Source organism: Slackia equolifaciens, assembly GCF_003725995.1.
In the GTDB taxonomy this organism is placed as follows: domain Bacteria; phylum Actinomycetota; class Coriobacteriia; order Coriobacteriales; family Eggerthellaceae; genus Slackia; species Slackia equolifaciens.
In genome coordinates this window covers 160,558-185,857 of sequence record NZ_QIBX01000003.1, presented here as the reverse complement: position 1 = coordinate 185,857, position 25,300 = coordinate 160,558, and the positions used below count along the sequence as shown (strand labels likewise).

Annotated in this window: 22 protein-coding genes; 16 read left to right on the top strand and 6 right to left on the bottom strand. The window is 60.8% G+C overall.

Annotated features, from left to right (window positions below):
• Positions 1-29: 29 nt before the first annotated feature.
• From DMP06_RS03580 to DMP06_RS03545, 7 genes are all read left to right on the top strand, one after another.
• Positions 30-1,190 carry a pyridoxal phosphate-dependent aminotransferase gene (locus DMP06_RS03580; RefSeq protein WP_123208372.1) on the top strand — a complete coding sequence of 387 codons (1,161 nt, stop codon included), beginning with the start codon at positions 30-32 and terminating at the stop codon, positions 1,188-1,190.
• A complete protein-coding gene (locus tag DMP06_RS03575) occupies positions 1,184-1,951 on the top strand; it encodes a response regulator transcription factor (protein ID WP_123208371.1) in 768 nt (255 codons plus the stop codon). Before DMP06_RS03580 ends, DMP06_RS03575 begins: the two co-directional genes overlap by 7 nt.
• Before the next feature lie 368 nt (positions 1,952-2,319).
• A complete protein-coding gene (locus tag DMP06_RS03570) occupies positions 2,320-3,267 on the top strand; it encodes an ABC transporter ATP-binding protein (RefSeq protein ID WP_123208370.1) in 948 nt (315 codons plus the stop codon).
• A 2-nt stretch (positions 3,268-3,269) separates the two neighbouring features.
• Positions 3,270-4,055, top strand: coding sequence for a hypothetical protein (locus DMP06_RS03565; RefSeq protein WP_123208369.1), 786 nt, complete (start codon positions 3,270-3,272; stop codon positions 4,053-4,055).
• A 13-nt stretch (positions 4,056-4,068) separates the two neighbouring features.
• The gene (locus DMP06_RS03560) at positions 4,069-4,896 is read left to right on the top strand and encodes a hypothetical protein (protein ID WP_123208368.1); all 828 of its coding nucleotides are present in this window, start codon (positions 4,069-4,071) and stop codon (positions 4,894-4,896) included.
• A gap of 92 nt (positions 4,897-4,988) precedes the next feature.
• Positions 4,989-5,891 carry a sensor histidine kinase gene (locus tag DMP06_RS03555; protein ID WP_123208367.1) on the top strand — a complete coding sequence of 301 codons (903 nt, stop codon included), beginning with the start codon at positions 4,989-4,991 and terminating at the stop codon, positions 5,889-5,891.
• A 559-nt stretch (positions 5,892-6,450) separates the two neighbouring features.
• Positions 6,451-9,183 carry a tetratricopeptide repeat protein gene (locus tag DMP06_RS03545; RefSeq protein WP_123208365.1) on the top strand — a complete coding sequence of 911 codons (2,733 nt, stop codon included), beginning with the start codon at positions 6,451-6,453 and terminating at the stop codon, positions 9,181-9,183.
• A 63-nt stretch (positions 9,184-9,246) separates the two neighbouring features.
• On the opposite strand, the gene DMP06_RS03540 is transcribed toward DMP06_RS03545, so the two are convergent.
• The 3 genes from DMP06_RS03540 to DMP06_RS11940 form a co-directional block, all read right to left on the bottom strand.
• Complete coding sequence (locus DMP06_RS03540; RefSeq protein ID WP_123208364.1) at positions 9,247-11,166, bottom strand: heavy metal translocating P-type ATPase; 1,920 nt, start codon at positions 11,164-11,166, stop codon at positions 9,247-9,249.
• A gap of 36 nt (positions 11,167-11,202) precedes the next feature.
• On the bottom strand, positions 11,203-11,421 hold the full coding sequence (locus DMP06_RS03535; protein ID WP_123208363.1) for a cation transporter: 219 nt from the start codon (positions 11,419-11,421) through the stop codon (positions 11,203-11,205).
• Between the two features lie 105 nt (positions 11,422-11,526).
• Positions 11,527-11,979 carry an ArsR/SmtB family transcription factor gene (locus DMP06_RS11940; RefSeq protein ID WP_452585929.1) on the bottom strand — a complete coding sequence of 151 codons (453 nt, stop codon included), beginning with the start codon at positions 11,977-11,979 and terminating at the stop codon, positions 11,527-11,529.
• 272 nt (positions 11,980-12,251) lie between these two features.
• Between DMP06_RS11940 and DMP06_RS03525 the strand changes: the two genes are divergently transcribed.
• Together DMP06_RS03525 and DMP06_RS03520 are read left to right on the top strand one after the other, a co-directional pair.
• Positions 12,252-12,956, top strand: coding sequence for a response regulator transcription factor (locus DMP06_RS03525; protein WP_123208362.1), 705 nt, complete (start codon positions 12,252-12,254; stop codon positions 12,954-12,956).
• Entirely contained in the window at positions 12,944-14,725 is a 1,782-nt protein-coding gene (locus tag DMP06_RS03520) for a sensor histidine kinase (protein WP_161957802.1), read from the top strand. Before DMP06_RS03525 ends, DMP06_RS03520 begins: the two co-directional genes overlap by 13 nt.
• 472 nt (positions 14,726-15,197) lie before the next feature.
• On the opposite strand, the gene DMP06_RS03510 is transcribed toward DMP06_RS03520, so the two are convergent.
• Positions 15,198-16,322, bottom strand: a complete 1,125-nt coding sequence (locus DMP06_RS03510) for a TerC family protein (protein ID WP_245962354.1) — start codon at positions 16,320-16,322, stop codon at positions 15,198-15,200.
• A gap of 244 nt (positions 16,323-16,566) precedes the next feature.
• Between DMP06_RS03510 and DMP06_RS03505 the strand changes: the two genes are divergently transcribed.
• On the top strand, positions 16,567-17,346 hold the full coding sequence (locus tag DMP06_RS03505) for a teichoic acid transporter (protein WP_123208359.1): 780 nt from the start codon (positions 16,567-16,569) through the stop codon (positions 17,344-17,346).
• Between the two features lie 81 nt (positions 17,347-17,427).
• On the opposite strand, the gene DMP06_RS03500 is transcribed toward DMP06_RS03505, so the two are convergent.
• On the bottom strand, positions 17,428-18,333 hold the full coding sequence (locus DMP06_RS03500; protein ID WP_123208392.1) for a diacylglycerol/lipid kinase family protein: 906 nt from the start codon (positions 18,331-18,333) through the stop codon (positions 17,428-17,430).
• 78 nt (positions 18,334-18,411) lie between these two features.
• Here DMP06_RS03500 and rnd point away from each other — a divergent pair, with 78 nt between their 5' ends.
• The 6 genes from rnd to DMP06_RS03470 all read left to right on the top strand — a co-directional run bounded on the left by rnd (position 18,412) and on the right by DMP06_RS03470 (position 23,819).
• Entirely contained in the window at positions 18,412-19,578 is a 1,167-nt protein-coding gene (gene rnd / locus DMP06_RS03495) for a ribonuclease D (RefSeq protein WP_123208358.1), read from the top strand.
• Between the two features lie 181 nt (positions 19,579-19,759).
• On the top strand, positions 19,760-20,449 hold the full coding sequence (locus DMP06_RS03490) for a zinc metallopeptidase (RefSeq protein WP_123208357.1): 690 nt from the start codon (positions 19,760-19,762) through the stop codon (positions 20,447-20,449).
• A complete protein-coding gene (gene xseA / locus DMP06_RS03485) occupies positions 20,450-21,751 on the top strand; it encodes an exodeoxyribonuclease VII large subunit (RefSeq protein WP_123208356.1) in 1,302 nt (433 codons plus the stop codon).
• 92 nt (positions 21,752-21,843) lie between these two features.
• Entirely contained in the window at positions 21,844-22,098 is a 255-nt protein-coding gene (xseB, locus tag DMP06_RS03480; RefSeq protein ID WP_123208355.1) for an exodeoxyribonuclease VII small subunit, read from the top strand.
• A 147-nt stretch (positions 22,099-22,245) separates the two neighbouring features.
• Entirely contained in the window at positions 22,246-22,590 is a 345-nt protein-coding gene (locus tag DMP06_RS03475) for an HIT domain-containing protein (RefSeq protein WP_123208354.1), read from the top strand.
• 20 nt (positions 22,591-22,610) lie between these two features.
• The gene (locus tag DMP06_RS03470) at positions 22,611-23,819 is read left to right on the top strand and encodes an acetate/propionate family kinase (protein ID WP_123208353.1); all 1,209 of its coding nucleotides are present in this window, start codon (positions 22,611-22,613) and stop codon (positions 23,817-23,819) included.
• A 251-nt stretch (positions 23,820-24,070) separates the two neighbouring features.
• On the opposite strand, the gene pta is transcribed toward DMP06_RS03470, so the two are convergent.
• On the bottom strand, positions 24,071-25,060 hold the full coding sequence (pta, locus tag DMP06_RS03465) for a phosphate acetyltransferase (RefSeq protein ID WP_123208352.1): 990 nt from the start codon (positions 25,058-25,060) through the stop codon (positions 24,071-24,073).
• Positions 25,061-25,300: the final 240 nt, after the last annotated feature.

Sequence of the window (25,300 nt, the reverse complement as noted above, 5' to 3'; positions counted from 1 at the left end):
CGGGAAAGTTTTAACGAAAGAGGGTTGCTATGCACATTTCCGAACGGCTTGACAGGTTTGAAGACGAGGTTTTCGCGGCGCTCAACGAAAAGCGTCGCGCGCTCGAGGAGCAGGGGCGCGACGTGATCGACCTTTCGGTTGGCACGCCGGATTTCGCGCCGTTCCCGCATATTGTTGAAGCGGCAGCGCGCGCCGTGGCCAATCCCGAATGTTGGAAATACGCCCTGCATGATGCGCCTGCGCTGCTGGACGCGCTCGTCTCGTATTACGAGCGCCGTTTCGGCGTTGCGATCGCACCCGACATGGCTATGAGCGTATCGGGCACGCAGGAGGGCATGGGCGCGTTTGCTCTTGCCGTCGCCAACGAGGGCGACACCGTGCTCGTGCCCGATCCTTGCTATCCGGTCTTCCGCAACGCAGCGCTTCTGGCGGGCGCAAGGATTGAGTATTATCCGCTCGCCGCTGAGCACGGTTTTTTGCCCCATGTGGCCGACATTCCCGATGAGGTGGCGGACCGCGCCCGTTATATGGTGGTTTCGCTTCCGGCGAACCCCGTGGGGTCGGTGGGCACGCCCGAACTGTATCGCGAGCTGATCGACTTCGCCCGCGCGCACGACATTCTTCTCGTTCACGACAACGCCTATGCCGATATCGTCTATGACGGAGCCCAAACGTTCAGCATCTTTCAGTTCGAGGGCGCCTTCGATACGTGCGTGGAATTCTTGAGCCTCTCCAAGTCGTTCAACGTGACGGGTGCGCGCATCAGCTTCCTCGTTGGCGCGCCCGACCTCGTGGCCGCCGTGCGCAAGCTGCGCAGCCAGACCGACTTCGGCATGTTCCTGCCGGTGCAGCATGCCGCTATCGCTGCTCTTACGGGTCCGCTCGATGCGGTGGAACATCAGCGCCTGCAGTACCAGGCGCGCCGCGACGCCCTGTGCGACGGCCTTGAGTCTGTAGGCTGGGAGCGCCCCAATGCTCACGGAACCATGTTCGTGTGGGCGAAGCTTCCCGGTGCGCGCACGGATTCCATGGCGTTTTGCGAAGAGCTGCTCGTGCGCGCTGGCGTCGTGGTAACACCGGGCGCCAGCTTCGGGCCGATGGGCGAGGGGTACGTGCGCTTTGCTCTGGTTCAGCCGCCCGATCGTTTGCGCGATGCGGTGCGTGCGATCGAGCAAGCGGGGCTATGCTGATGGGAGCGCGTATTCTGGTCGTGGAAGACGATGCCGCTATCAGCGATGTCGCATGTTCTGCGCTCGAGCAGGAGGGCTATGCGTGCACTCCCGCCTATTCCGGTACGGAGGCGCGCCTTCTGCTTGGAGACCCTATTCCCTTTGAGCTCGTGATTTGCGACCTCATGCTGCCCGGCATGTCCGGCGAGGATGTGATAGCTCTCATCCGTTCGCGCGGGTCTACCGTACCCGTGCTGGTCACGTCTGCAAAAAGCGCGGTAGTTGACCGCGTTGCGCTGCTGCGCGCCGGCGCCGATGATTACCTGGTGAAGCCGTTCGATCTCGACGAGCTTATCGCCCGCGTGGAGGCGCTGCTTCGACGCGCGGGCGTGCGTGCGGAGGGCGAAGATGCCGCTGCGCACGGTGGATCGATGGGGAACGCCGCGAAGGGGGCGCAAGGCGAGTCCTCCGTCGAGACGCGAACGCTTCGCTTCGGTGACTGGGAGGCCGACACGGATGCGCGCGCGTTCACGGTGGCAGGCACGCCCGTCCGTTTGACGCGTACCGAGTTCGATATCGTGTGCACCCTCATGCGTAGACCCTCCAAGGTCTTCACCAAGCGCGAGCTCTACGAGCTCGTGTGGCACGACGAGGCCTTCGTCGAGGAGAAGACCGTGAACACCCATGTGTCGAACATCCGCGCTAAGCTCAAGGGCACAGGTACCGAGGGCTATATCGAAACCGTCTGGGGCATAGGCTTCAAGCTGGCGGACCTTCGTTGAGTGGCGCGACGAGCGGCGAGCGGCGGGAGTCCAAGCGGGAGGGCGCTCCAAATCACCCGCGATGCTACCGCTCGCTGCGCGAGCTATGCGCATCGCTCCTGCGGTCAATTTTAGAATGGCTTTGAGCCGCAGAGTGATTTTCCGGCCCTCCCGCTTGGACTCCCGCCGCCTGGATGCCAAACGGGGCCCTCTCAATATCAGCAGGTGCATCTTGTAACTTTCTTAAACTTTGGCGGAAGGTTTCTCGAATTTCGCCGCGTAGTCTTGCAACCATCGGATACGGAATGCGCATGCAATGAGGCGGGGCAGAGGCGATTGTGGTGCCGAAGAGCTTTGCAGGCAGGCGCGATGCGAGATTGGAGGATTCGATGGAGGCCATCAAGACCGTGGGGCTTACCAAGACCTACGGAGCGAAGCGCGCTGTGGACGCGCTCAATCTGACCGTCCAGCGCGGTGAGATCTATGGGTTCGTGGGACGCAACGGCGCCGGCAAATCAACCGCCATGAAGATGATGGCGGGACTGGTGCTTCCTACTACGGGCACGATCGAGCTTCTGGGAGAGCCGCAGGCTCCGGGCGCTACGAGCCGCCGCATGGGGGCCCTGATAGAAAACCCCGGAATTCATCTTGGACTTTCAGGGCTCGATAACGTGATGTGCCGCGCGCTCGCTCTGGGCGTGCCCGATGCGAAGCAGGCCTCGTTCGAGGCGCTCGAGGTGGTAGGCCTAGGCGGCGTTGCAAAGAAGCGCGCCAAATCATATTCATTGGGCATGAAGCAGCGCCTGGGTCTGGCGCTTGCGCTCGTGGGCTCGCCCGACTTGCTGCTGCTCGACGAGCCGTTCAATGGGCTTGACCCTCAGGGTGTGCGCGAGGTGCGCACTACGGTCGTCGGGCTCGCTAAGATGCGCGGCATCACGGTGTTCATCAGCTCGCACGTGCTCGATCAGCTCGAGCGCATGGTGACCCGCTACGGCGTGATCCGGGACGGTCGTCTCGTGCGCGAGATGAGCGCCGAAGAGGTCGATCGTGAATGCGCCGACTACCTGTGCATCCGCTGCGCTACGCCGCAGGTTGCGCTCGCGCGCCTGCAGGACGCCTTCCCGCAGATTGCGTTTTCCGTCATGGAGGACGATGCGATTCGGGCGCAGGGCGGTCTCACGCCGCAGGACGCGGGACAGGTGCTCGCCCGCGCTGGCATCCCCGTAAGCGAGCTCTTTATGCATGAGCGCGATATCGAGGAGCTGTTCGTTGAGCTGATGGGCTCAGAACCTACCGACGCCATGCCGCAATCGGGGCGCAGCGAAAGGGGGCGATAGCTGTGTTCTCGCTTTTCAGATCGCAGCTTTTCCGCATTGCGAAATCGCCTTTCTTCATTATCTTCGGTGTGGCATACGTACTGGTCGCCGCCGCCACTCCGTTCGCCCTCTGGCTCTATAGCGTTTGGCCAGCCTTTGCGGCCACTGGCTTTGTGGAGGTGCCTAGCGAGCCGCTTTCTTCGCTCCAGCTGTACGGCGTGTCGTTTGTCTCGGGCTCGATTCTTGCCATGTGGGTGGGCATCGCCGTGGCGGAGCTTGTGTCGGAAGATTTCAAATCCGGGTTCATGAAAAACCTCGTTCAGGCCCGCGGCGGAAGGGTCGGTTACGCGGCGTCTGTCGTCGCGTGCTGCATTGCGCTTTCGGCCGTTACGACGGCTGTGGGAATGATGGTGGTCGAAGGTGCTCTCCGGGTGCAGGGCTACATCCCCGCTGCGCCCACGTTCCAGGATGCTTTTGCTTGGTTTGCCCAGGTGGCGCTCTGCGTATCGGCATACGCGTCCACGGTGGCGGCGTTGACCGCCCTCACGAAGAGCGAGGTTGTGGGCGTGATGGGGGCCATATTTATTGGCGGCGGCGCGATTGAGTCCGCGTTTCGCATCGTGCTTGCCAATATCCCCGGCCTGCCCGTTTTCTTGCGCGATTGCCTTGACGGCTATCTGGCGGTCGATATGGCGATGCTCGGGCAGGGCGTTCTTGCCGATCCTATGACGTATGTCCAGGCGGGAGCCACGATTGCCGTCGCTGGCGCGGCGTGCGCCCTTGTCATGCGCCGCAAGAACTTGGGGTAGGGAGGCGAGAGAGATGATGATTACATCCATGATGGCTTCAACGCTGTACCGGCTGGTGAAAACTCGCATGACGTGGGTATTCCTGGGCATTTACACCGCGTTCATACCCATCGCTCTTGGCCTTGTTAAACTGATCGGGGCCGATAGCTCCCTCATGCTCGCCACGACGCAAACGAGCAGCGAGATGGCCCTCACGCTCAGCGTCACAACGCCCGGCGTGGGCGGGGCGCAGCTCGATCAGCTGTGCGGGGCCATGTTCGTTCGCGGCAGCATGATCGCCATGTTCGTCGCGGTGTTCTGCGGCGTGTTCTTCGCAAGCGACCTTCGCAGCGGGAGCGTCAAGAATCTCATCCGCTCGTCTCACGCCAGACTTTCCTATGCCGTATCGGCTGCGGCAACGGCGGGGTGCGTTTGCGTGGCGTATGTGGCTGTGGGCGCTGCGGCAACCGCGGCGTCTGCGGTGGCCACGGGCGTGGCGCTCGCCGTGCCAAACCCGGCTTCGTTTTTGGCGTGGTGCGCACAGGTTGCGGCCTTGACCTTCGCGTATTCTTTGCTGGCGGTGGGCGTGGCGCTGCTCACGCGCAGCTTGGCGGCGAGCGCCGTTACGGGATTTTTGCTGGGAGGCGCAGCGGTGGAGAACCTCCTGTATACGGCGCTGGGCCTGATATCGGGGCACCCTGAAGAGGTGAGGCAGCTGTTCGACGGATACCTGGCCGTCATCATTTCGCAGTTGGGATTGGGGTCTGTCCAATCGCCCGAGGCGCTTGCGCCCGTTGTCATAACGATTGTGGCGGCTATTGCGGCGAGTGTGGGTATCATGGGGCGAAGGAGCCTCGGATAGGGCTGCCGACATATCGAAATGGCTTATGGACGTAGGCGCATCGCGCCCCCAGGCTCCATGCCGGACGAATGAGGCTTAAGAAAGGTTGCGCGATGGAAGTTCTTGTTGTTGCGTGCGTGCTCGGGGCATTCGTCCTTGCGTTTGTGGTGGTGAGCTATGAGCGCGAGCTGCGCTCCATCGCGAGCTTTCTTGGCAAGCGCGAACGGGGGAGCAATCAGCGCGTGACGGTGGAATATCCCACGCATGGCGTGACCGGAGTTGCCCGCGCCATCAATGCGTACCTTGACGAGGAGCGGTGCCGCTGCATAGCGGAGGACGAGCGGCGGTCCGCCTTCCAGCAGGATCTGGCATCGCTCTCGCATGATATTCGAACGCCGCTCGCCGGCGCTCAAGGCTACCTGCAGCTCTATGCCCGCGAGCAGGACCCTCGAAAACGGGAGCGGTATGTGGCCGAGGCGGAAGAGCGCTTGAGCGTGATGCGCGCGCTCGTCGACCAGCTTTTCGAATACACCAAGGCTGCCGATCCCACGCATGCGTTGGAGCTTTCTTCCGTGCAACCGTATCCGTTGCTGGCGGAGACGCTCGCGGGGGCGTACCCCGATTTCGCGGAGCGCGGCTGGAGCCCGCGCATCTGTTTCGATGACGAGGATATTGCGGTCCGGGGCAACGAGGAAGCGCTTCGCCGCGTGTTCTCCAACCTCACGGTTAACGCGTTGCGCTATGGCTGCGGAGCGCCGGAAGTGGTTCAGCGCGGGCGGCGTTTGGAATTTCGCAATCCGGTCGCCGATCCCGCCTCGATCGACACCAATCGCATGTTCGCTCGCTTCTATCGTGCCGATGGGGCGCGTGCTGGCGGTGCGAGCGGGTTGGGTCTTGCCATCGTTGCGCATCTCTGCGAGGCGATGGGCGCGCGGGTCGATGCGTCTGTCGAGGGGAGCGACCTGTGCATCTCAATCGACTTCGCACCTTTTTCCTCCGAGGAAGGCCGCTCATAGTCGCCCCACGGGCGATATCATTAAGGCGTAGACCCTCCTGCTTGATTCGTTTTCGCCGTTCACCGGGGATTTTAACCAGACCTTTACCGACTTCGGGGCGTATCGAGCCGTCTACGCGATTGTCTGCCATTGCGGCATTTCGATGCGGTTCCAACCGATATCATGCTCTTTGTTCTTCCACCCCGGCGCTTTCGCGCTTTGCGGGTCAAACGTATCGGGCTGTATCGCTAAATGTCCTCATGCCATCTATGGTTTCAAGATGCCTGGATGCGCGCAACGATAAGGGAGTGTGCCGCTATGGAGGGTTCGACGGGCCTGCCTCGCCGTGTTCGCGTTTCTGATTCGGGACGTATCCTCACGCCTGATGAGGCGGCGTTTCTCCAGAAATACCTCCTGGGTAGCAAGCCTCTTGTGGTCGTGGGCAACGAGCATTCAAAAAATCCCGGCCCCATTCAGGATTCTTCCGGGCCCGCTTTGCGCAAAACGTCATAGCTTTGCGCCTTGCGCACCCCTTTGACGTATAATCGTGCGAAACATCAGCGTTTCGCAGGGGTGGCCCATGGATTCTACGTATCCCGTCAAACTCGGACTTTTCGCTAAATCGACCCGGCTTACAAACGTGCCGTATGCGCCTGAGGGGCGCGTGTACGGCATGGTTTCGTCGGGCATCAAGATGCCGCTTGGCGGTTCGTTCTATATCGCCGAATTCGACCCCGCCCATTCCAACCGCGTGCGCGTGGTGGCCTATGTCGATATGTACGGGCGCGCTTTCGCGTGCGACGAGCCTTTGGACGTGCCGCCCGCCATGACGCCGCAGGTGCTGATTCAAACATATTCCGGGGCGCAAGGTGCACAGGGGTGCATCCAGGTTCAGGTCGGCGCCGAGCAGGACGCTCTGACGCCTATCATGGAGTTCTCCAAGACGGGCGAAGCGGTGGCCGAGATGCGTCTGACCTTTGGGTTGTCGCTCAAGCGTGCGGAGGATTCGGGCGTGAGTTTCGCGTTCATGAAGCATGACCTGCCGTATGACGAGTTCATGTCCATCTGCTTCCTCTCGCTCTATAAGCATCTGCCGCCCGTCATCGCCCACTCAACGACTGCGCCGGCGGCTTCGGGGTCCGGCGCGTTCGATTTGGCCGACGTGTTTATGCGCCTTGGGTCGGGCGACTTTTTCTCCGGCGTCGATCGCGAGGTGCTTGAGGCCGAGAATTCTTGGCAGGAAAGCCCCGAATCGGCGCGAGGAGTGGAGCGGTACCTGGTGCGCTTGCTGCGCGAAGAGGGCGTGGTGGGCAAAACGGCTTCCGATTTTGCCGTGAGGTTCAAAGAGGACGACGACCCGGTGGAACCTTCGGTCCATCTGATTCGTACGCTGTCGTACGCGAACACCTATTACATCGATTTCTCCTACGGGTACGGCTTCGATGTGGTGGAAAACGGCCTGTTCCGCGCACATGCGGCATCGGCAAGCCAGCGCGCAACGCTCATTGGGGCGGAGGGCGCGCTCAACCGCTTCCTGCTCTTGACCGATTACCTTCAAGATGTCGGAGCGGGCAATCTCAAAGAGGACGAGGCCTTATGCGCGCAGTACGATGCCTGGTTGATCGACCGCATCTGCACGCAGGCGCCCGATCCGCGCAGGCCGGAGGGCGTGAAGGGCAGATGGGGTCGTCATCTGAAATTCGCCCAGGCGGTCGAATCGCTGCGGCTTCCGTACCGCATCGGCTATGATTTCCGCACCAACGAGGCGGGCGATGCGTTGGCCGTGAACGTTTCCATGCCGCCGGTGGCGTCGTTCCCCAAGAGCGTGTGGGATGCCCAGGCGCAGGATTTCAGACGCACGACGCCCGCCGATTCCAACGCATCGTACGTGCGTTACGCCTCCCATGTCTGCATCCTGCTCGCCGCGGCGGCGATGCATGTGTCGTCGCGCGTGGCTCGCGTCCTGGTCACGTGCCAAAAGCCGGAAGAGGGCTTTGCGCCCGTTCTGTCGGTCGAGCTCACCCGCGCGCTTGTCGAGGACGCGTTCGCGCGCGACGAAGAGCGCGCCTTCGCGGATCCGTTCGCTATCCTGAACGCGGCGAGCGCTCGTTACGAGATGGGCGAGGGCTTTGAACTTGGTCGGATAGATCCCCTGTTCACCTTCTACGAAGGCGAGTTCGCGCTGAACCGCGAGCCCCTGGTATACGACGACCCCGCGCCCTTGAACGATGCCGCGAGGCGCGAGCTGGGCGTGGAGCGCGGCTGCGACCTCAATATCTTCGAAGAGCGCGACAGGCGCAAGCTGGCGGAAGAGACGGTCGCGGCAATGGCCCAGGGAGACGATGCGGCGGTTGAGGCGATCAAGGCCATCCATGACCGCAGCGAGAACCTGACGGTGCGACGCGTGTGCCAGATGCTCCTCGACGATTTCGCGCGAGGGAACCTCGATGCGCAAAGCGAGCTCGAGGTGCGCGAGGCCTTCCTCGACGCCTATGGCTTCAAGGCGCCCATGACGAGGGCGTATGCGCTTTCCCGCGAAGGCGATGACGTGGGTGCGTCCAAGGTGCTGGACAGCTTGCAGGCGGCGGTGGACTCGTGCAAGGCGTTCAACGACACCTCGCGCATCTGCTATCGCTATTTCGACTCGTATGCTACGCGCGTGCTCTATGAGAAGTATTGCGCAGAGGACAGGGGAGGGCGCCGGGTGCTTCCCCTGGCGAACGAGCCATATCTCGTGCATGACCTTTATGCCCAGGTGCTATCGGGTTCCATCGCGGGGCAGGATGAGGCGCTCGTCCATGCGAAGCGCTGCATCGAGCTTGCGCCCGCATACTCCACCGCATACCTGCGCGCCGCCCGGGCCTATTTCGTCAAGGCCGATTTCGCCTCGGAGGCGGCCATGTGCATCAAGGCGCTCGAAGTGGCCTGGAACCCCGAGGATGCGGGTCTTGCGTACTACTGGCTCGCCTTCGCATATTGGAAGATGGACCGATTCGAGCTCGCCGTTGCCTGCTATCGTCGCTGCATCGCGCTCGGGTCGCAGATGGCATCGCAGGCGGAAGAGGAGTGCGCGGAGCTCGTAGAGGGGGTCAAGGGCCTGCAGCGTCATTCTGCGCTCAAGGAGCGTGAGCTGATGATCGAAGCGGGCATTCCTTACGACGCGCTGCACGACAACGCGCAGCATCTTCTCAAGATAGCCGAGGAGGCCATTGATTCCAACAACGACGCCTTGGGAACGGTGCTCGCGTCCTCGGCGCTGCGCGGCATCCGCGATGACGCCATGCTGCCCACCATTCGCTCTCTGCAGCCGTAATCGATTCGTTTGAGATTCCAAGAAAGGGGTGCGTCGGCGTTTTGCCTGACGCACCCCTTCCGGCTATTCGCTCATCTTTTTGACGCTCATGCAGCGCATTGCGTTGAGGATCGCGAGAATGGCCACGCCTACGTCTCCGAACACGGCGAGCCACATGTTGGCGATGCCTACGGCGGCGAGCACGAGAATCAGCACCTTCACCCCCAGGGCGAACACGATGTTTTGCCATACGATGCGCATGGTTTTGCGCGCGATGCGCATGGCGCGGGCGATATTGGAAGGCTTATCGTCCATCAACACGACATCTGCGGCTTCGATGGCGGCGTCGGAGCCCATCGCCCCCATGGCTATGCCCACATCGGCGCGCATGAGCACCGGGGCGTCGTTGATGCCGTCGCCGACAAAGGCGAGCTTGGCGCCGTCGGATTCGTTGGCAAGCAGTCGCTCGACGGCGTTCACTTTGTCTTCGGGCAAGAGCTGCGCATGCACCTCGTCCAGTCCGAGCTCGGTTGCCACGGCCTCCGCCACATCGCGGCGGTCTCCGGTGAGCATGATGCACGACTTGACGCCGGCGGCATGCAGCTCGGCGATGGTTTGCGCCGCGTCCTCCTTCACCACGTCGGCGATCACGATGTGGCCGGCGTAAGTCCTGTCGACCGAAACATGGAGGATGGTGCCAACCAGATCGCATTCGTGCCAGGCGCTCTCGTGCGCCGCCATGAGCTTGTCGTTTCCTACGAGCACGATCTTCTCGTCCACAACGGCGCGCACGCCGTGACCGGATTCCTCCTGCACGTCCTTGATGCGAGATCGGTCTATTTCTCCTGCGTATGCCTGCTTGATAGATACGGCGATAGGGTGGTCGGAGTAGGCCTCTGCATGGGCGGCGTAGGAAAGGAGGGAGTCGGGGTCGATGCCGGCTTCGGGATGCACGGCCACCACGTTGAAAGTGCCCGAGGTGAGCGTACCCGTTTTGTCGAAGACAACGGTGTCGACGTGGGCCAGCTGCTCGAGATAGTTGGAGCCTTTGACGAGAATGCCCAGGCGAGACGCTCCTCCGATACCTCCGAAGAAGGAGAGCGGAACGCTGATGACGAGCGCACACGGGCAACTCACCACGAGGAACGTGAGACCGCGCAGAATCCAGTCGCTCCAGGCGCCCATGCCCAGCAGCGGCGGCACAACGGCAAGGGCCAAGGCCGCGATGGTCACGACGGGCGTGTATACGCGGGCGAAGCGAGTGATGAAGTTTTCGGTTCGTGCCTTCTTTTCGCTCGCGTTTTCTACAAGCTCCAGGATGCGGCTTACGGTGGATTCGCCAAAGGGTTTCGTAGTGCGCACTTTGAGCAGGCCGGTCATGTTCACGCAGCCGGAGATGACGGTTGCGCCGGCATCCACATGACGAGGGATGCTCTCTCCGGTGAGCGCAGCTGTATCGAGCTGGGATGACCCCTCTATCACCACGCCGTCGATGGGTACCCGTTCTCCGGCTTTGACCACGATGATGTCGCCGACAGTGACTTCATCGGGATCAACCTGTACGAGCTCGCCGTCTCGCTCTATGTTGGCGTAATCGGGGGCGATATCCATCATCGCGGCGATGGATTTACGGCTCTTTCCCACAGCGTAGCTCTGGAACAGCTCTCCTACCTGGTAGAACAGCATAACGGCAGCGCCTTCGGCCATATGAGGGCCCGTGTCGGGGAAAAATACCATCGCAAACGCCCCGATGGTGGCCACGCTCATCAGGAAACATTCGTCAAAAGCCTGCCCGCGCGCGATGTTGCGTGCGGCCTTGGCCAACACGTCGTAGCCTGCGATGAGGTAGGGGATGAGGAAGAGCGCGAACTCGAGGTACACGGCACCTCTCTCGCTGCCGAGCCATATGCTAAGAGGCAACAGCTCGGTTGCCGCCATCACGATTGCGAAGATGATAAGCGCAACGATGATGCGGTTGCGCCAACGCTTCTGCTTCTTATTCATTCGGCTTCTCCTGAATATGCTTCGGACAACCCAGGGCTAGCGTATGATCTCGCAGTCGGGCTCGATCTTCTCCGTGAGCTTCACCACGCGCTCCAGCACCTCATCGAAGAGGGCGTCGTCTGCTACGAGCGTGAGCTTCTGGGTGAGGAAGTTCACTTTGGCGTCGCTTACTCCCTCGACCTTCTTTATGGCGTCTTCGAGCTTCTGCGCGCAGTTAGCGCAGTCGATCTCGTCAAGTTTGAATTGCTTTCTCATGGCTGTTCCTTTCGATTGCGCGGCCGTCTGGCATTCTTCAGAAGGTCGCGGCGGGTTTCGCTTGCAGGATGTATAGGGTTTTCCGCCGTTGGAGAACGGTGGAATCTATTCGCAGATGTGGCTCATGCCCTGGGCAAGCATGGTGTATACGTGATCGTCCGAAAGCGAGTACATGACGCTCTTGCCGTCGCGACGGAACTTCACCAGGTGCGCCTGCTTGAGCGTGCGAAGCTGATGCGACACGGCGCTTTGCGTGGCCCCGATGAGGTCGGCGATATCGCCTACGGCAAGCTCTCGTCCCATGAGCGCATAAAGAATCTTTATGCGCGTCGTGTCGGCGAATACCTTGAACAGATCGGCGAGGTCGTAGAGGAGTTCCTCGTCGGGCAGGTCGTCCGATAGCTCGCCGAAGGCCTCGGAGCAGGCGCCGCAGTGGCAGCCGGCCCCATGGGCATGCTCGAGAGCCGTAGAGGCTTCTTGGGGGGTCGGCGTGGTGGATGGGTCGTTCGCATTCTCCTCTCGCGCGTTCGTGGCGCGGAGGGTGTCCATTTTGCTCATGATGAAACCTTTCAACATATGAACAACTGTTCACAAGTATAGAATGAATCGGAGGCGCGTCAAGAGTTTTTAGCGCTCTATTTCAAACATGATGAAAAGTTGATAGTTGCTTGGTATGGTTAGGGTCCGGTGTGCAGTGCGGGCACGTTTGCCATGCTCTCCGAACACGTTGACCGTATACGGCATGCGGGATTTATGCTTGGCGCATGAAGACGCGTCGGCGTGTCGGTAGTGCTGGCCGGGCGCACTGCGGCGAAGAACGAAGGGCGAACATGTTGGATAATGCGAATGCGCAAGAGCGCGAATCGAAACCGTTGGTGCTTATCGTGGACGACGAGCGCGATATTGCCGATATGCTCAAAGGGTATTTTGAGCTTTCGGGCTACCTCGCATGCGTCGCATACGACGGCGAAGCTGCCATCAAGGCCATTTCGCGCAAGCCCGACGTGATTCTCCTCGATGTTAATATGCCTGGTCGCGATGGCTTTTCTGTGTGTCGGGCGATTAGGGATAGCGTGAGCTGCCCCATCATCTTCCTCACTGCGCGTGTCGAAGATGCCGACATGATCGACGGTTTTGCCTCGGGAGGGGACGACTACGTTGCCAAGCCGTTCTCGCTGCAGGTGCTGGGCGCTCGTGTCGCCGCGCAGCTTGCGCGCGAGAAGCGCCGTAGCACGAGCTCGGTGGTGCGCATGAACGACGATATCTCGATCGACTTTCGCCGCATGCAGGTGATGGTGCACGGCGCCCCCGTTTCGCTCCCGCGCAAGGAATACGAAATATGCGCGCTTCTGGCCAAGCATCCATCTCAGGTGTTTGACCGGGACATGATTTACGAGCAGGTATGGAACGCGCCCGGCGATTCGTCCGTGGTGACGGAACATGTGCGGCGCCTGCGCAAAGCCCTTGCGCAGGCGGGTGCCGACGCCTCTTGCATCCGCACCGTATGGGGCGTGGGGTACTCTTGGGGCGCGTAGAAGGCGGCGCCTCGCAAGGGCGCTCCAAGCATCCCATAAGGTCGTATCTGCGCCGTTGCTCGGTCCGTTCCGCGTTTCTGACGTATGCGCTCGCGGCGGTGGTTGCCGCGGTTGCTCTTTCGGTCGCGGTCGTGGGCGCGAGTGCCGCGCTGTATTCCCAGGCGACCGAGCAGCAGACGCGCTATTCGGGCGTGTACCTCTACGATGCGCAGCGCAACGCGCTTGTTCCGGCTACTTCTGTCACCTGGTACTTCAAGAGCACAGACGCCGGGTCGCTGCAGCTCCAGGACGCTTCGGACTTAAACACCGGCTCGCAGGACGCAGCCTCTTCTCAGGGCGATTCGCAGCTTGCGGATGAGCAGGATGTGGCGGACGGCGGCCAGGGCGCCGCATCGGACTCAGGGCAAAGTGGAGAAGATGGAGCGCTTGCCTCTTACTACATTGAGCGCCTGGGAGCAAATCCGGAATATTATCCAACCATCTGTTTGGACGATCCGCCCGATGGCTTCGATATGATGGCCATCGCCGACATGGATGCGGAGGTCGCCGGCACATCAGGGGATACGGGGCGTGGGGCGTCGCTGCCCGAGCTTTCGTTTGAGACCCTTTCCGCCTACGACGACGCCGTATGCGAAGAGCGTGGCGGTTCGCAGGCGGCGTACGATGCGCTGCCCTCGGGAGGAGACGGGAGAAAGCCCCTTGTCTCTCCTGTCGGGTACTACGTATACGTTGCCGAGGGAACCTGGGCAGACGCGTTCGTCTGGCTCACTGTGGTCGCCGTTCCCGCCGTATGCGTCGGCAGCTTCGTCGTGGCCGCGCGACGCTTCTACAGAACCAAGCTTCAGGACACCTTGGAAGCCATGGATGCTGCTGCGCAGCGTATCGCTTCGGGCGATCTTGACTTCACCTTGCGCACCGAGGACGGAGGGGAGCTCGGTCGATTGTGCGAGAGCTTCGAAACCATGCGCTCCGAGCTCGATAGGTCCAATCGTGCGCTGTGGCGCGCCGCCGAGAACCGCCGCAGGGCGAACGCCGCGTTTGCGCACGATCTTCGCACGCCCCTTACGGTTCTTTCGGGGCGTGCCGAGATGCTCGCCCAATTCGCTCCGACGGGCGCTTTGGGTCCTGAGCAGGTGGCCGATGTGGCCCGAGCCATGCAGCGCCAAACCGCACGTCTGTCTACGTATGTCGAAAGCATGCGCGATCTTGACGCCCTTGAAAGCTACGAGCCGAAATCATGCGCCATCGACGTGCGAGAGTGGTTCGCCCAGCTTTCTCACGACGCCAGCGACCTGTGCGCCCAGCATGGCGTAGCGTGCGAAACGCACGCGCCAGATGCGCCGGGTCTCGTTCTTTTCGACGCTCAGGCCGCCTCGCGTATCGCCGAGAATCTTGTGGGCAATGCCACGCGGCATGCTGGATCCAAGGTGGGGGTGCGCTGCGAATGGTCGGGGGATGCGCTAACGTTAGCCGTCCAAGACGATGGCCCGGGGTTCTCTTCCGAAGCCTTGCAGCATGCGTGCGAGCCATATTGGAGCGAAGGGCGGCACCGCGCGCTGTCGGATTCTGAAGCTCGCGCGACCGATGACGGCGTTCGGAGGAATCCGAAGCGCGAAGAGCCGCACTTCGGGCTTGGCCTCAATATTTGCACCGTTCTCTGCGAGAAGCTTGGAGGAAGCCTCGACCTGGGCAACGCCCCATCGGGCGGCGGAGTGGCTACGGCGACGATTCCCGCTCCTTTGGCGTCTCGCGACCTATGCCTCCGATAGGGACGGCGCCAAGCGCGGCGATCAACGCGATTGGCGCTATCGGAAGTTTGTTGCGTTTTGTAAAAGATGCGGAATGGGCGGGGCGGCGCTGCGCCAAGGGGGAAGAGCGCTTCCGGCCGCCCGCCTCTCGGATAAGCGTGGCAGGTGTGGAGTCAAGCCGTCTCCGGGCGGAAAAAGGGGGAGAAACCGCCCGGCCAGCTTCCCACTGTTTCTGTGGATGTAAGCCACGGGTAACTTTATATCTTGAACCCATAAGTTAGTCAAGGCTTATTTCTTGAAAAAGCATAGTCAATGAGCGAGCGCATAGTTTCTTCATATTCAGGCGTAGAAACGCCCCGTCGGCCCTGAGCCGCACCGGATCCTGTACAGGCGAAACCAGGATCTGGAGGCGCGGTTCACATTGTGCCGACGGGGCGTTAATTGCGTGGCGCACCTTTAGCGCGATGCGCATGTTTGACGGGCTCTCGAAGGGCTACTGCTTGTCGTTGCCTTCCACTTCTACGGCTTCAGCCTCGATTTCGATAGGCTCGTTGAGCGCGGCGTCCATCTCTTCGGAGGCTTCGATCATGCGCTTGAACGAAGCAGCGTCTTGGCCGACCACCGGTGCCATGATGTATACGTTTCCGCCGATGAATATAGGGGTAGGAGCTGAGGCGGTGTTGTCGGGCGCCTTCTCGTCCTGCGACGGCCCCTCGGCTCGACGGGATTTCTCTTCCTCGAGCCGCTCGAGCATCTCGGCCTTGAGGGCGTCAAGCTGCTGGGCGGTTTCGGCCTGCCAATGCTCTTTGTGGTACTGCTTGAGCGCCTTGTTGTAACGCATCTGAATGAGCTCGAGCACGATGCAGAACACCATCGCGAAGTACACGATGAGCTTCTCGAGGGGCATATGCATAAGCTCGATGCCGGTGTGGAAGCCGATGCTGTCGATAACGAGCAAAGCACCGATGGCCACGATGAACGTGAGCGCGAGCAGCTTCATCTCGGGGTGGCCGTTGATGAAGTTGGAGATGGGGTCGATGAAGATCATCATCATGAACACGGCGATCATGACGGCAATGATCATGATGATCAGGTGATCCGCCATGCCCACGGCCGTGATCACGGAATCGATGGAGAACACGATGTCCATCACCATGATGGTTGCTACGGCCTTAGGCAGCGTGAGCGTATGGATGGCGCGATGCTCCTCGGAATGCGCTGCCTTCACCTCGGTCAGGCGCAGCATGTCGATTACCTCGGTGATGCCCTTGTAGATCAGGTAGGCGCCGCCGGCTAGGAGCACGATGTCGCGCACCGAGAACCCATGCGAATACGCGCCAAGGTCCAGCGTGAAGACGGTGTTGGTCATATGCACGAGGTACGACGCGAAACACAGGAAGATGACGCGCATGATGAGGGCGCCCGCCAGGCCGAGTTTGCGGCCGATGTGCTGCTTCTCTTCGGGCAGGCGATTGGTGGTGATGGAGATGAACACCAGGTTGTCGATGCCCAGCACGATCTCTAAGAAAATCAGCGTGACTAGCGAAATCCACGCTTCCGGGGTGGTGAAGATTGAAAGATCCATCGTGGCTTTGTGCTCCTTACCTTCGAACGTCATTGCCTTGCACGGGCACGCGCACGCATCGGGGCACAAAAAAAGACCCGGCGCGTGCGCACTCCAGCGCTGCACCTTGGGTCTTGCTATTTAAGGCACGCCAGGCGTTTGATCGCCGAGACTGTTGAACGTACCGCGTCTCATCGACGCCAACTACTCCCCCAGAGGATGCGGTGCATACTATCACAGAAGCCGCACGAGGGCATGGTATAATCGCGAAGTTTGCAAATTTGAAGACAGGAAAGCCATGGATTTCCCTAAATTTTTACGACATGACGACGCTCCTCGCTACAGGCAAGACGGCGCCGTCAACCATCCCGATGCGTCGGTGCTGCTGCGCCCGTTCGATCCGCCCCGATACATCATCGCTGCATGCGTCGTGGGCGCGCTGATTGCCGCGATTGCCGGAGGGTTCGTGGCTTCGAGGGCTATCGATCAGATCCTGCACGGCGCCGAGCGCAATGCCGCTACGGTCGAGGAGAACATCAATCGCGAGGTCTCTTACGATTTCCCTCAGCTTGCATCGCTCATTTCGCTCGATGACGAGTCGATTCTGTCTCAGTTCAGCGAGGCGGGCTACACCACGTACGAGTTCTCCGAGGAGGGCGCGCCGCTCGATGTGATGAAGCTTCCGAGCGATACCACGCTCGCCGACGCGGCGATCGTCTACGCGGGAGGGATCGGCAACATGGATGCCGTCACCGCGTCTAAATACCTTGTTGGATCGTGGCGCTTCAGCACCGATCGCGAGGAGGGCGTGACGATGAGCATTCGCTACGCCGATCTCAAAGCGGCCGATGCTGCATCGGCCATTCAGACGGCGCTTGAGGCACAGGGCTGGACGGCGCCCGAGGGCGCCGAGCTCCAAACCGATTCGGTGGGTAACACCTACATGGAGGGCACGGTGGAAACCGATGCCGGCACGTGCTCATGGCGCGTTGCTTGCGTTCCCCTGAGCGACATGTATGACATTTCGGGCCTGCCTGAGACCGCGCAGTACGTAGGCGTCCATCTCACCATGAATTAGGTGCCCGGCCGTCGCGCTGGCAGCGGCACACGCGGGGCGCCCACAAGCCGGCGTCCTGCGTCGGATCGTCGCGCAGCGTTTCTATTCGAAGAGGCGGTAGCATTCGTCGGACACGATGATACGCGTCGCACCGGAGAGGATGCGCGCCGTGAGCGGCGTGGTGAGCTTGGTTGCCTCGCCGTCGTATTGCACCTCGAAGGACGGATCGGCCTCCACGCGTATCTCCCTGCCGGAGTAAATATCGAGCGCCTCGCCGCGACCGGGAAAATTGCCGTCGCGATCAAGCATGGCCGCAAATACCGACGGCAGCAGCTCAACCGCGTTTTTCGCCTTGAGCACCGCCACATCGAGCACTCCGTCGCGCGGCTGATTGCTGTGCGTGACCGAAATGTCGAATTGGATCTTCGAGAAATTGATGAGCAGCACGCCAAGGCCCTCCGTCTCAACGGTTTTGCCGTCCACGGTGAGCGTGATGCGCGAGTGCTGGGGGAGGATGTTGGTGCCCGCCGCAAGAAAATACGCCATAGGGCCCAAGAGACGTTTGTTGGGTGCGGCGTTTTCCATGATGGTGGCGTCGTAGCCTGCACCGGCCATAATGATGAATCCGCGTGTTGCTCCCTCGCACTCGAGCTCGCCCATGTCGAAGTCGAGCGTCTTGCCGGCTTTAGCCAGTTTGGCCAACGCATGGGGCTCGTTGGGCTCGAGCAGGTTGAGCGAGAGCAGGTTGGCGGTGCCTGCGGGGTAGGGCAGAATCGGCACGCCGCTGTTCTTCAGGTAGTGTGCCACGGTGGCTACGGTGCCGTCTCCGCCCGATGCCACAACAAGGTCGTATTCCGTGGCATCGGTCAGCAGGCCCTCGATGGGCGTGGATCCGTCGGTGGCCCTCATGCACACTTCGTCGCCGTCTGCGACAAACGAACGCATGAAGTCATAGATGGAGCCTTCGCCGTACCCGGATGCAAGATTATTGATAATGAGTGCTTTCACGCGCACACCCCCTCTTTCACCGCTAGAATACTACAGCGCAACCCGTAGGTATCGAGAAGAACTTTGAAGGACACACTTTTGTATATAACCGACCAAAGCCAGCTGGAGGAATTCATAGAGCACGCAAGCCATTGCGAAGTTCTTGCGGTGGATACGGAATTCATTCGCGAGAAGACGTACTGGCCTCGTCTGTGTCTTTTGCAGCTGGGCACCGAGGAGCGCAGCGTGGCGGTTGATCCGTTCAGGGTGCGCGACCTGCGTCCGCTGGTGCGCCTGTTTGAGGACGAGAGCATCGTAAAGCTGTTCCATGCGGCCCATCAGGACCTGGAGCTGCTCTATCGCGAGCTGGGCGTGCTTCCGCGTCCCGTGTTCGACACGCAGATAGCCGCATCGCTTCTGGGAGACACGCTGCAGATAGGCTATGGCGCGCTCGTTTTGGCGGAATGCGGCGTAAAGCTCAAGAAATCCGATTCGTTTACCGATTGGAGCCGGCGTCCGCTTACCGAGTCCCAAATCCAATACGCCCTCGACGACGTGGTGTATCTGCCGGGGCTGTACCACATCCTCAAGGGCAAGCTCGAATCGCTGGGCCGCCTCTCTTGGCTGGCCCCCGATTTCGAGGAGCTCTCGGATGAATCGCGCTATGTCGAGGACCCGTATACGCGGTTCACGCGCCTTAAGCGCGTGAACCAGCTCTCGCGCCGCCAGCTCTGCATCGCTCGTCTGCTTGCCGCATGGCGCGAGATGCAGGCCATGAAGCGCGATATTCCGCGCAAGTGGATCCTCACCGACGAGCAGCTGGTGGAGATCTGCAAACGTGAGCCGCGCACGCTCGATCAGCTCTTCATGGTGCGCGGCGTGTCCTCCACGCTCGGCATGTCCGACTCTCGCCGCGTGCTCGGCATATGCATAAAGGCGCTCGATACGCCTGAGAGCGAATGGCCCGAACTGCCGAGGCCGAGCGGCAAGAACGAGCCCAACGTGGATGCGCAGGTCGACCTTCTCAGCGCGCTTGTCAAGCTTCGAGCGCGGGAGAACGGTATCGCGTTCGCGGTGCTCGCATCCCATGCCGACCTGGCCAAAATAGCGCGTGGACATACCGATGACCTCGATGTTCTCAAAGGTTGGAGGCGCGCGATCGTCGGCGAGGACCTTTTGGCCATGATGAGGGGCGAGACGGCGCTTGCCATCGAGGACGGACAGCTGCGCATCGTCAAGCACACACGGGCGTCGGGGCTTCGATAGAATCCTACGCGCGTTTTGACTTGACTGTGGAGATACGCCTGTCTCAGGTTACAGGAGGGTCACGGCAGCAGTCCGGATGGCCGTGTTCCGGTACAATGGCTTTGTTATCAGTCGCGTGCGCGCATCGCCTGCAGGTGGGCGAGGGGGGCGCACGCATCCATGAAGGAGAAGTGAACTAACCATGCCAATCTTTCCTACCGGTGGCGGAATGGGCCTGTATTTTGCGGTGCTGCTGCTCACGCTCATCATCGGCGGCGGCGCTCAGCTCTACGTCACCAAGCAGCTCAAGAAGTACAGCCGCGTGCCGTGCTCATGGGGCGTGACCGGCGCCGATATGGCCAACCGAATGGCGTTTGACAACGGCATCAGCATCGGCATCAACCATGGCGGTCCCAATCAGGATTTCTACGATCCGCGTACACGTGCTGTTACGCTGGGCACCGAGGCTTACGGTCAGCGCACCATCACCGCCGTTGCCACCGCGGTTCACGAGGTGGGCCATGCCTGCCAGCACGCTCAGGGCTATGTCTTCATGAAGTTCCGCAGCGCTCTTGTGCCGGTGGTCAACCTCGCATCAAACATGTGGATCATCGTGTTCATGATCGGCATCTTTACCGGCATGACGGGGCTCACCCAGCTCGGCATCATTCTTTTCGCCGCTGTGCTGCTGTTCCAGCTCGTCACGCTGCCGGTCGAGTTCGACGCATCGCGCCGCGGTCTGGCCTACCTGAAGGCCTGCGGCATGGGCGAGGCCGAGCTTTCCGGCGCTGCCAAGGTGCTGCGCGCATGCGCCTTCACCTACGTCGCTGCCGCGCTTACGGCGCTCATCCAGCTTCTGTATCTGCTGCTTTCCGCTCGTTCGGAGGAATAGATGCTGCTTTCCCAAGCGCAATCGCAGGGGGCCGATGCTCGTCGGCCCCTTACTGTTTCTGAGGCCATGGCGCAGGCTAAGCGCTCCCTGGAAACGGTCACCGTTCGCATGATCGGCGAGGTGTCCGAGGTGAACGCCAAGCCCGGCTATAAGGCCGTGTATTTCACCGTGAAGGACCAAGGCGCCTCGTTGCCGTGCATGATGTGGCTCAACCGCTATCGCGAAAGCGGCGTCAAGCTTGCCGTGGGCATGCTCGTAGAGCTCACGGGCCGGTTCACCCTTTATGCGCCCAAGGGTCGCATGAACTTCGACGTGTTTTCGGTGTCGATGACGGGCGAAGGCGATCTGCGCCGTCGCGTGGCCGAACTTGCCCGCAAGCTGCAACTCGAGGGTCTCATGGACCCGCGTCGCAAACGCCCGTTGCCGTATATGCCTCAGCATATCGGCGTGGTCACCTCTCCCCGCGGCGCTGCCGTGCATGATGTCTTGCGCACCCTGCGTCGCAGGTGGCCTTCGTCGCGCGTGTCGGTCGCCGGCGTTGCGGTGGAGGGGGCTACGGCGCCCGCCGGCCTTATCTCCGGTCTTCATGCGTGCGCCGCGGCGGGATGCGAGGTCATTCTGCTCGTTCGCGGCGGCGGTAGCTTCGAGGACCTCATGCCGTTCAACGACGAATCGCTTGCGCGTGCCGTGGCGGCGTGTCCCGTTCCCGTGGTTACGGGCATCGGACACGAACCCGACAATTCGATATGCGACATGGTGAGCGACTTCCGAGCATCCACCCCCACTGCGGCAGCCGAAACGGTCTCTCCCGATGCGGCGCGCCTTGTTTCCGAGCTTGACGCGAGGGGTCGCACGATGGCGCAGGCGCTGCGTCGTCGCCTCGAAACCGAGCGGCTGCGCTTGGACCGCTTGGCCACGCGCCCGGTGTTCGCCGACCCCCGCACGATGTTCTCGACCGACCTTCTTACTATCGATATGCTACACGAGCGCTTGAGCAGGGCTTTGCCGATGAGTCTCGAGCGTGATGCGATGAAGATTGAGGGGTTCGAACGCAGGCTTCGCGATAGGGGGGTCACGCTTTTTGAGCGGCACGATCATGACATCGCGCTTCGTGCGGGCAGGCTCCATGACCTCTCGCCGCTCGCGGTTATGGCGCGCGGCTACTCCATTACCCGCGACAGTCAAGGTGCGATCGTTAAGTCGGTCGGCTCCGTTCGGGCGGGCGATACGGTTGCGGTCACGCTTTCGGACGGCTCGCTTACGTGCCAGGTCGATTCCGTCGAGGCCTCTGCCGAATCTTAATTCGTGTGGGTATTTAACTGCTTATCCTGCTAGGGATAACGTTAATCGGCCCACTTGCTTCGTTGTCGATATTATTCGAAAGGGTTTGAATTATGGAACAAAATCAGGCGGCTTCTTTGGATCAGATGACCTTCCGTCAGGAGATGGCGGAACTCGACCGCATCGTGAGCGTGCTCGAGAGCAACACCCTTGAGCTTGAGGATAGCCTTGCTTCGTATGAGCGCGGCGTGACGCTGCTCGCCGATCTTAAGTCGCGTCTTTCCGATGCCCAGCAGAAAGTCGACGTGCTCATGGGGCAGCTTGACGCTCCCGCCGATGATGCGACCACTGACACGACTCTCTCGTAGAGTTTCTTGATTTTCCCGTAAACTTTACTTTTGTATGTGAATGCGGCACGCCATGGACGGCCACCAGCCTTTGGCTGCTTGCGCATGGTGCCGCAGTCAACCTGTTGTATTTGAGCCGCGGGTTGGCGCTAGAGAAGGAGAGTCGACATGTCTGATTGCATATTCTGCAAGATCGCCGCAGGTGAAATCCCTTCCTCGATCGTCTACGAAGACGACCTTGTGGTTGCGTTCGACGACCTTTCGCCCCAAATGCCCGTTCATACCTTGATCGTGCCGCGTGAGCATCACGCCAATATCGGCGACAATATCCCTGATGACCTCATGGGGCATCTCTTCAATACCGTGAAAAAGATCGCCGAGATCAAGGGCATCGACAAGTCTGGGTATCGCGTCATTGTCAACACCGGCGACGATGCGCAGCAGACGGTCCACCATGTGCATGTTCACGTGCTGGGTGGTGCGCCCATGAACTCGGGCTCTCCTGCACTGTAGGCTAGACAACGGAGACGTACGTGAAGATTCTCGTTATCAACGCTGGCTCTTCTTCATTGAAGTACCAGCTCATCAACACCGACGAGCACCGCATGCTCGCCAAGGGCCTGTGCGAACGCGTGGGAAGCAAGGATTCCTACATCAAGCACGGCGCCGACAAGGACGAGCGTATTTTTGCTCAATACATGGCCGATCACGAAGAGGCCCTGCACGTCGTGTTCGACGCTCTATGCCACAGCGAGCGCTCGACCATCACGTCTATCGACGAGATCGATGCCATCGGGCATCGCATTGTGCATGGGGGCAATTACTTCGACTCTTCCGCGCTGATTACGCCTGATGTGATTCAGAAGATCGAGGAGCTGTGCACGCTCGCGCCGCTTCACAATCCTCCTGCGCTCAAGTGCATCCAGGTATGTCAGCGCATGGCACCTGAGATGCCTCAGGTTGCCGTGTTCGACACCTCGTTCTTCCAGACGCTGCCGCCGTCGGCGTATATGTATCCTCTGCCGTACGAGCTGTGCCAGAAGCATCAAATTCGCAAGTACGGCGCGCACGGCACCTCGCACCGCTACATCGCGCAGCGTTGCGCAGCGCTTATGGAGCGTCCGATCGAAGATCTTAAAATCATCACGTGCCACCTGGGCAACGGTTGCTCCATCAGCGCCATCGACCACGGCATCGCGGTGGATACGTCCATGGGCTTCACTCCGCTTGACGGCCTTATGATGGGAACGCGTTGCGGCGCTATCGACCCCGCTATCATCCCGTTTTTGGAGGAGCGCGAGGATCTGACGCCCACGCAGATCAACGACCTTATGAATAAACAGTCGGGTCTCAAGGGCGTGTCGGGCATCAGCAACGATATGCGCGACGTTCGCAAGGGTGCCGAAGAAGGCAACGAGCGCGCTATTCTGGCATACGAGATGTATGCTCATTCCATCAGGAAGTATCTGGGCCAGTATTTCATCGAGATGGCGGGCGCCGATGCGATCGTTCTTACCGCCGGCGTTGGCGAGAACTGCGATCGCATGCGTCGTATGGTGTTCGCCGGCCTGCAGCCCTTGGGCATCATTCTTGACCAAGAGAAGAACCGCCGCGACTACCACGGCAAGGAGCGCTTTATCTCGCGCGACGATTCTCCGGTGAAGATCATCGTGATTCCCACCAACGAGGAGTTCATGATCGCGCAAGACACGCTCGAGATCGTTAACGCTCAGGCATCTTAGCCCGTTCGAGCTTTTGCTTTCAGGCTAATTTTTCGCCTCCTGCCACAAGCCTTTTGGGTTTGCGGCAGGAGGTTTTTGTATGGGTTCAAAACGTGCCAGAGTGAGTGTGCATGCCTCGAATGCGTACGATGGTGCGCAAGGCCGCGTAAGACGGGCTTGTGGAAAGCCGACCCTTTCGTATTTCGGGATGAACGAAAAGAGCCCGCGTGAGGCGGGCTCTTGGGGTAGCGGCGCGGCGGTACGTTCGGGTCTTATGCCTGCTGTGCCTGTACGGCCGTGATGGCGGTGACGCCCACGATATCGTCGGCGGAGCATCCGCGCGAGAGGTCGTTCATGGGAGCGCCGAGACCTTGGAGAATGGGGCCATACGCCTCTGCCTTCGCCAATCGCTGCACCAGCTTGTACCCGATGTTCGCGGCGTCGAGGTCGGGGAACACAAGCACGTTGGCGGTGCCGGCGACGGAGGAGTCAGGGGCCTTCGATTTGCCTACGCTGGGCACGAGGGCCGCATCGGCCTGCAGCTCGCCGTCGATGGCGTAGCCGGGCGCCTTCTCCTGCGCGAGCCTGACGGCCTCGACAACCTTATCTGCGTCGGCGTCTTTCACCGAGCCCTTGGTCGCGTGCGACAGCATGGCCACTCGCGGCTCGGACCCTACGATGCGCTCATAGGATTTTGCCGTTGCGACCGCGATTTCGGAGAGCTCCTCCGCGCTCGGCTGGATGCATACGGCACAGTCGCTGAACATGAACGTGCCGGCGTCGCCGTATGCGCAGTCGGGTACCTCCATCACGAAGAAGGAGCTTACGGTCTTGGTGCCCGGAGCGGGCTTGATGATGCGCAAAGCGGGATGAAGCATGTCTTTAGTGGCGTGGCAGGCACCGCCTACGAGTCCGTCTGCGCGGCCGGTCTTGAGCAGCATGGTACCGAAATACATAACGTCGTCCATGAGCGAGGCGGCTTCTTCCTCGGTCATGCCTTTCGCGCGCCTCAGCTCGAAGAGCTTGTCTGCCAGCTCTCCTCGCAGCGGGCTGGTTGTATTGTCTACGATTTCAACGCCTTCAAGGGAAAAGCCCTTCGAGGCGATCTCGTTGGGGTTACCAATGAGGATAATGTCGGCAATGCCCTGCTCGACGATCTTCGCAGCAGCCTCGAGCACGCGGTCGTCATTGCCTTCAGGAAGCACGATCGTCTTTTTGTCGGATCGAGCCTTTTCGATCATGGTCTCAAGAAACGTTGCCATATCCGTCCTTTCGTCGTCATCCCACCGGCGCGCACGCTGCTTCATTGCGGCGACGCGCCCTCGTAGCCCGCAGGCCTCGAGTCCCAAAACGTTCCGAGGCTGCGCTCAACCCGCCATTCGGTGTGGGGCTGTTCTGTCCGTATGATGATAAAACGCCGGCACTTTCCAAGGCGGGGTACAATACCGTTTGTTACGTATTTTTCGGTCAAGCGTTTTGTCGGGCGCCTTCGGGCACGTAAC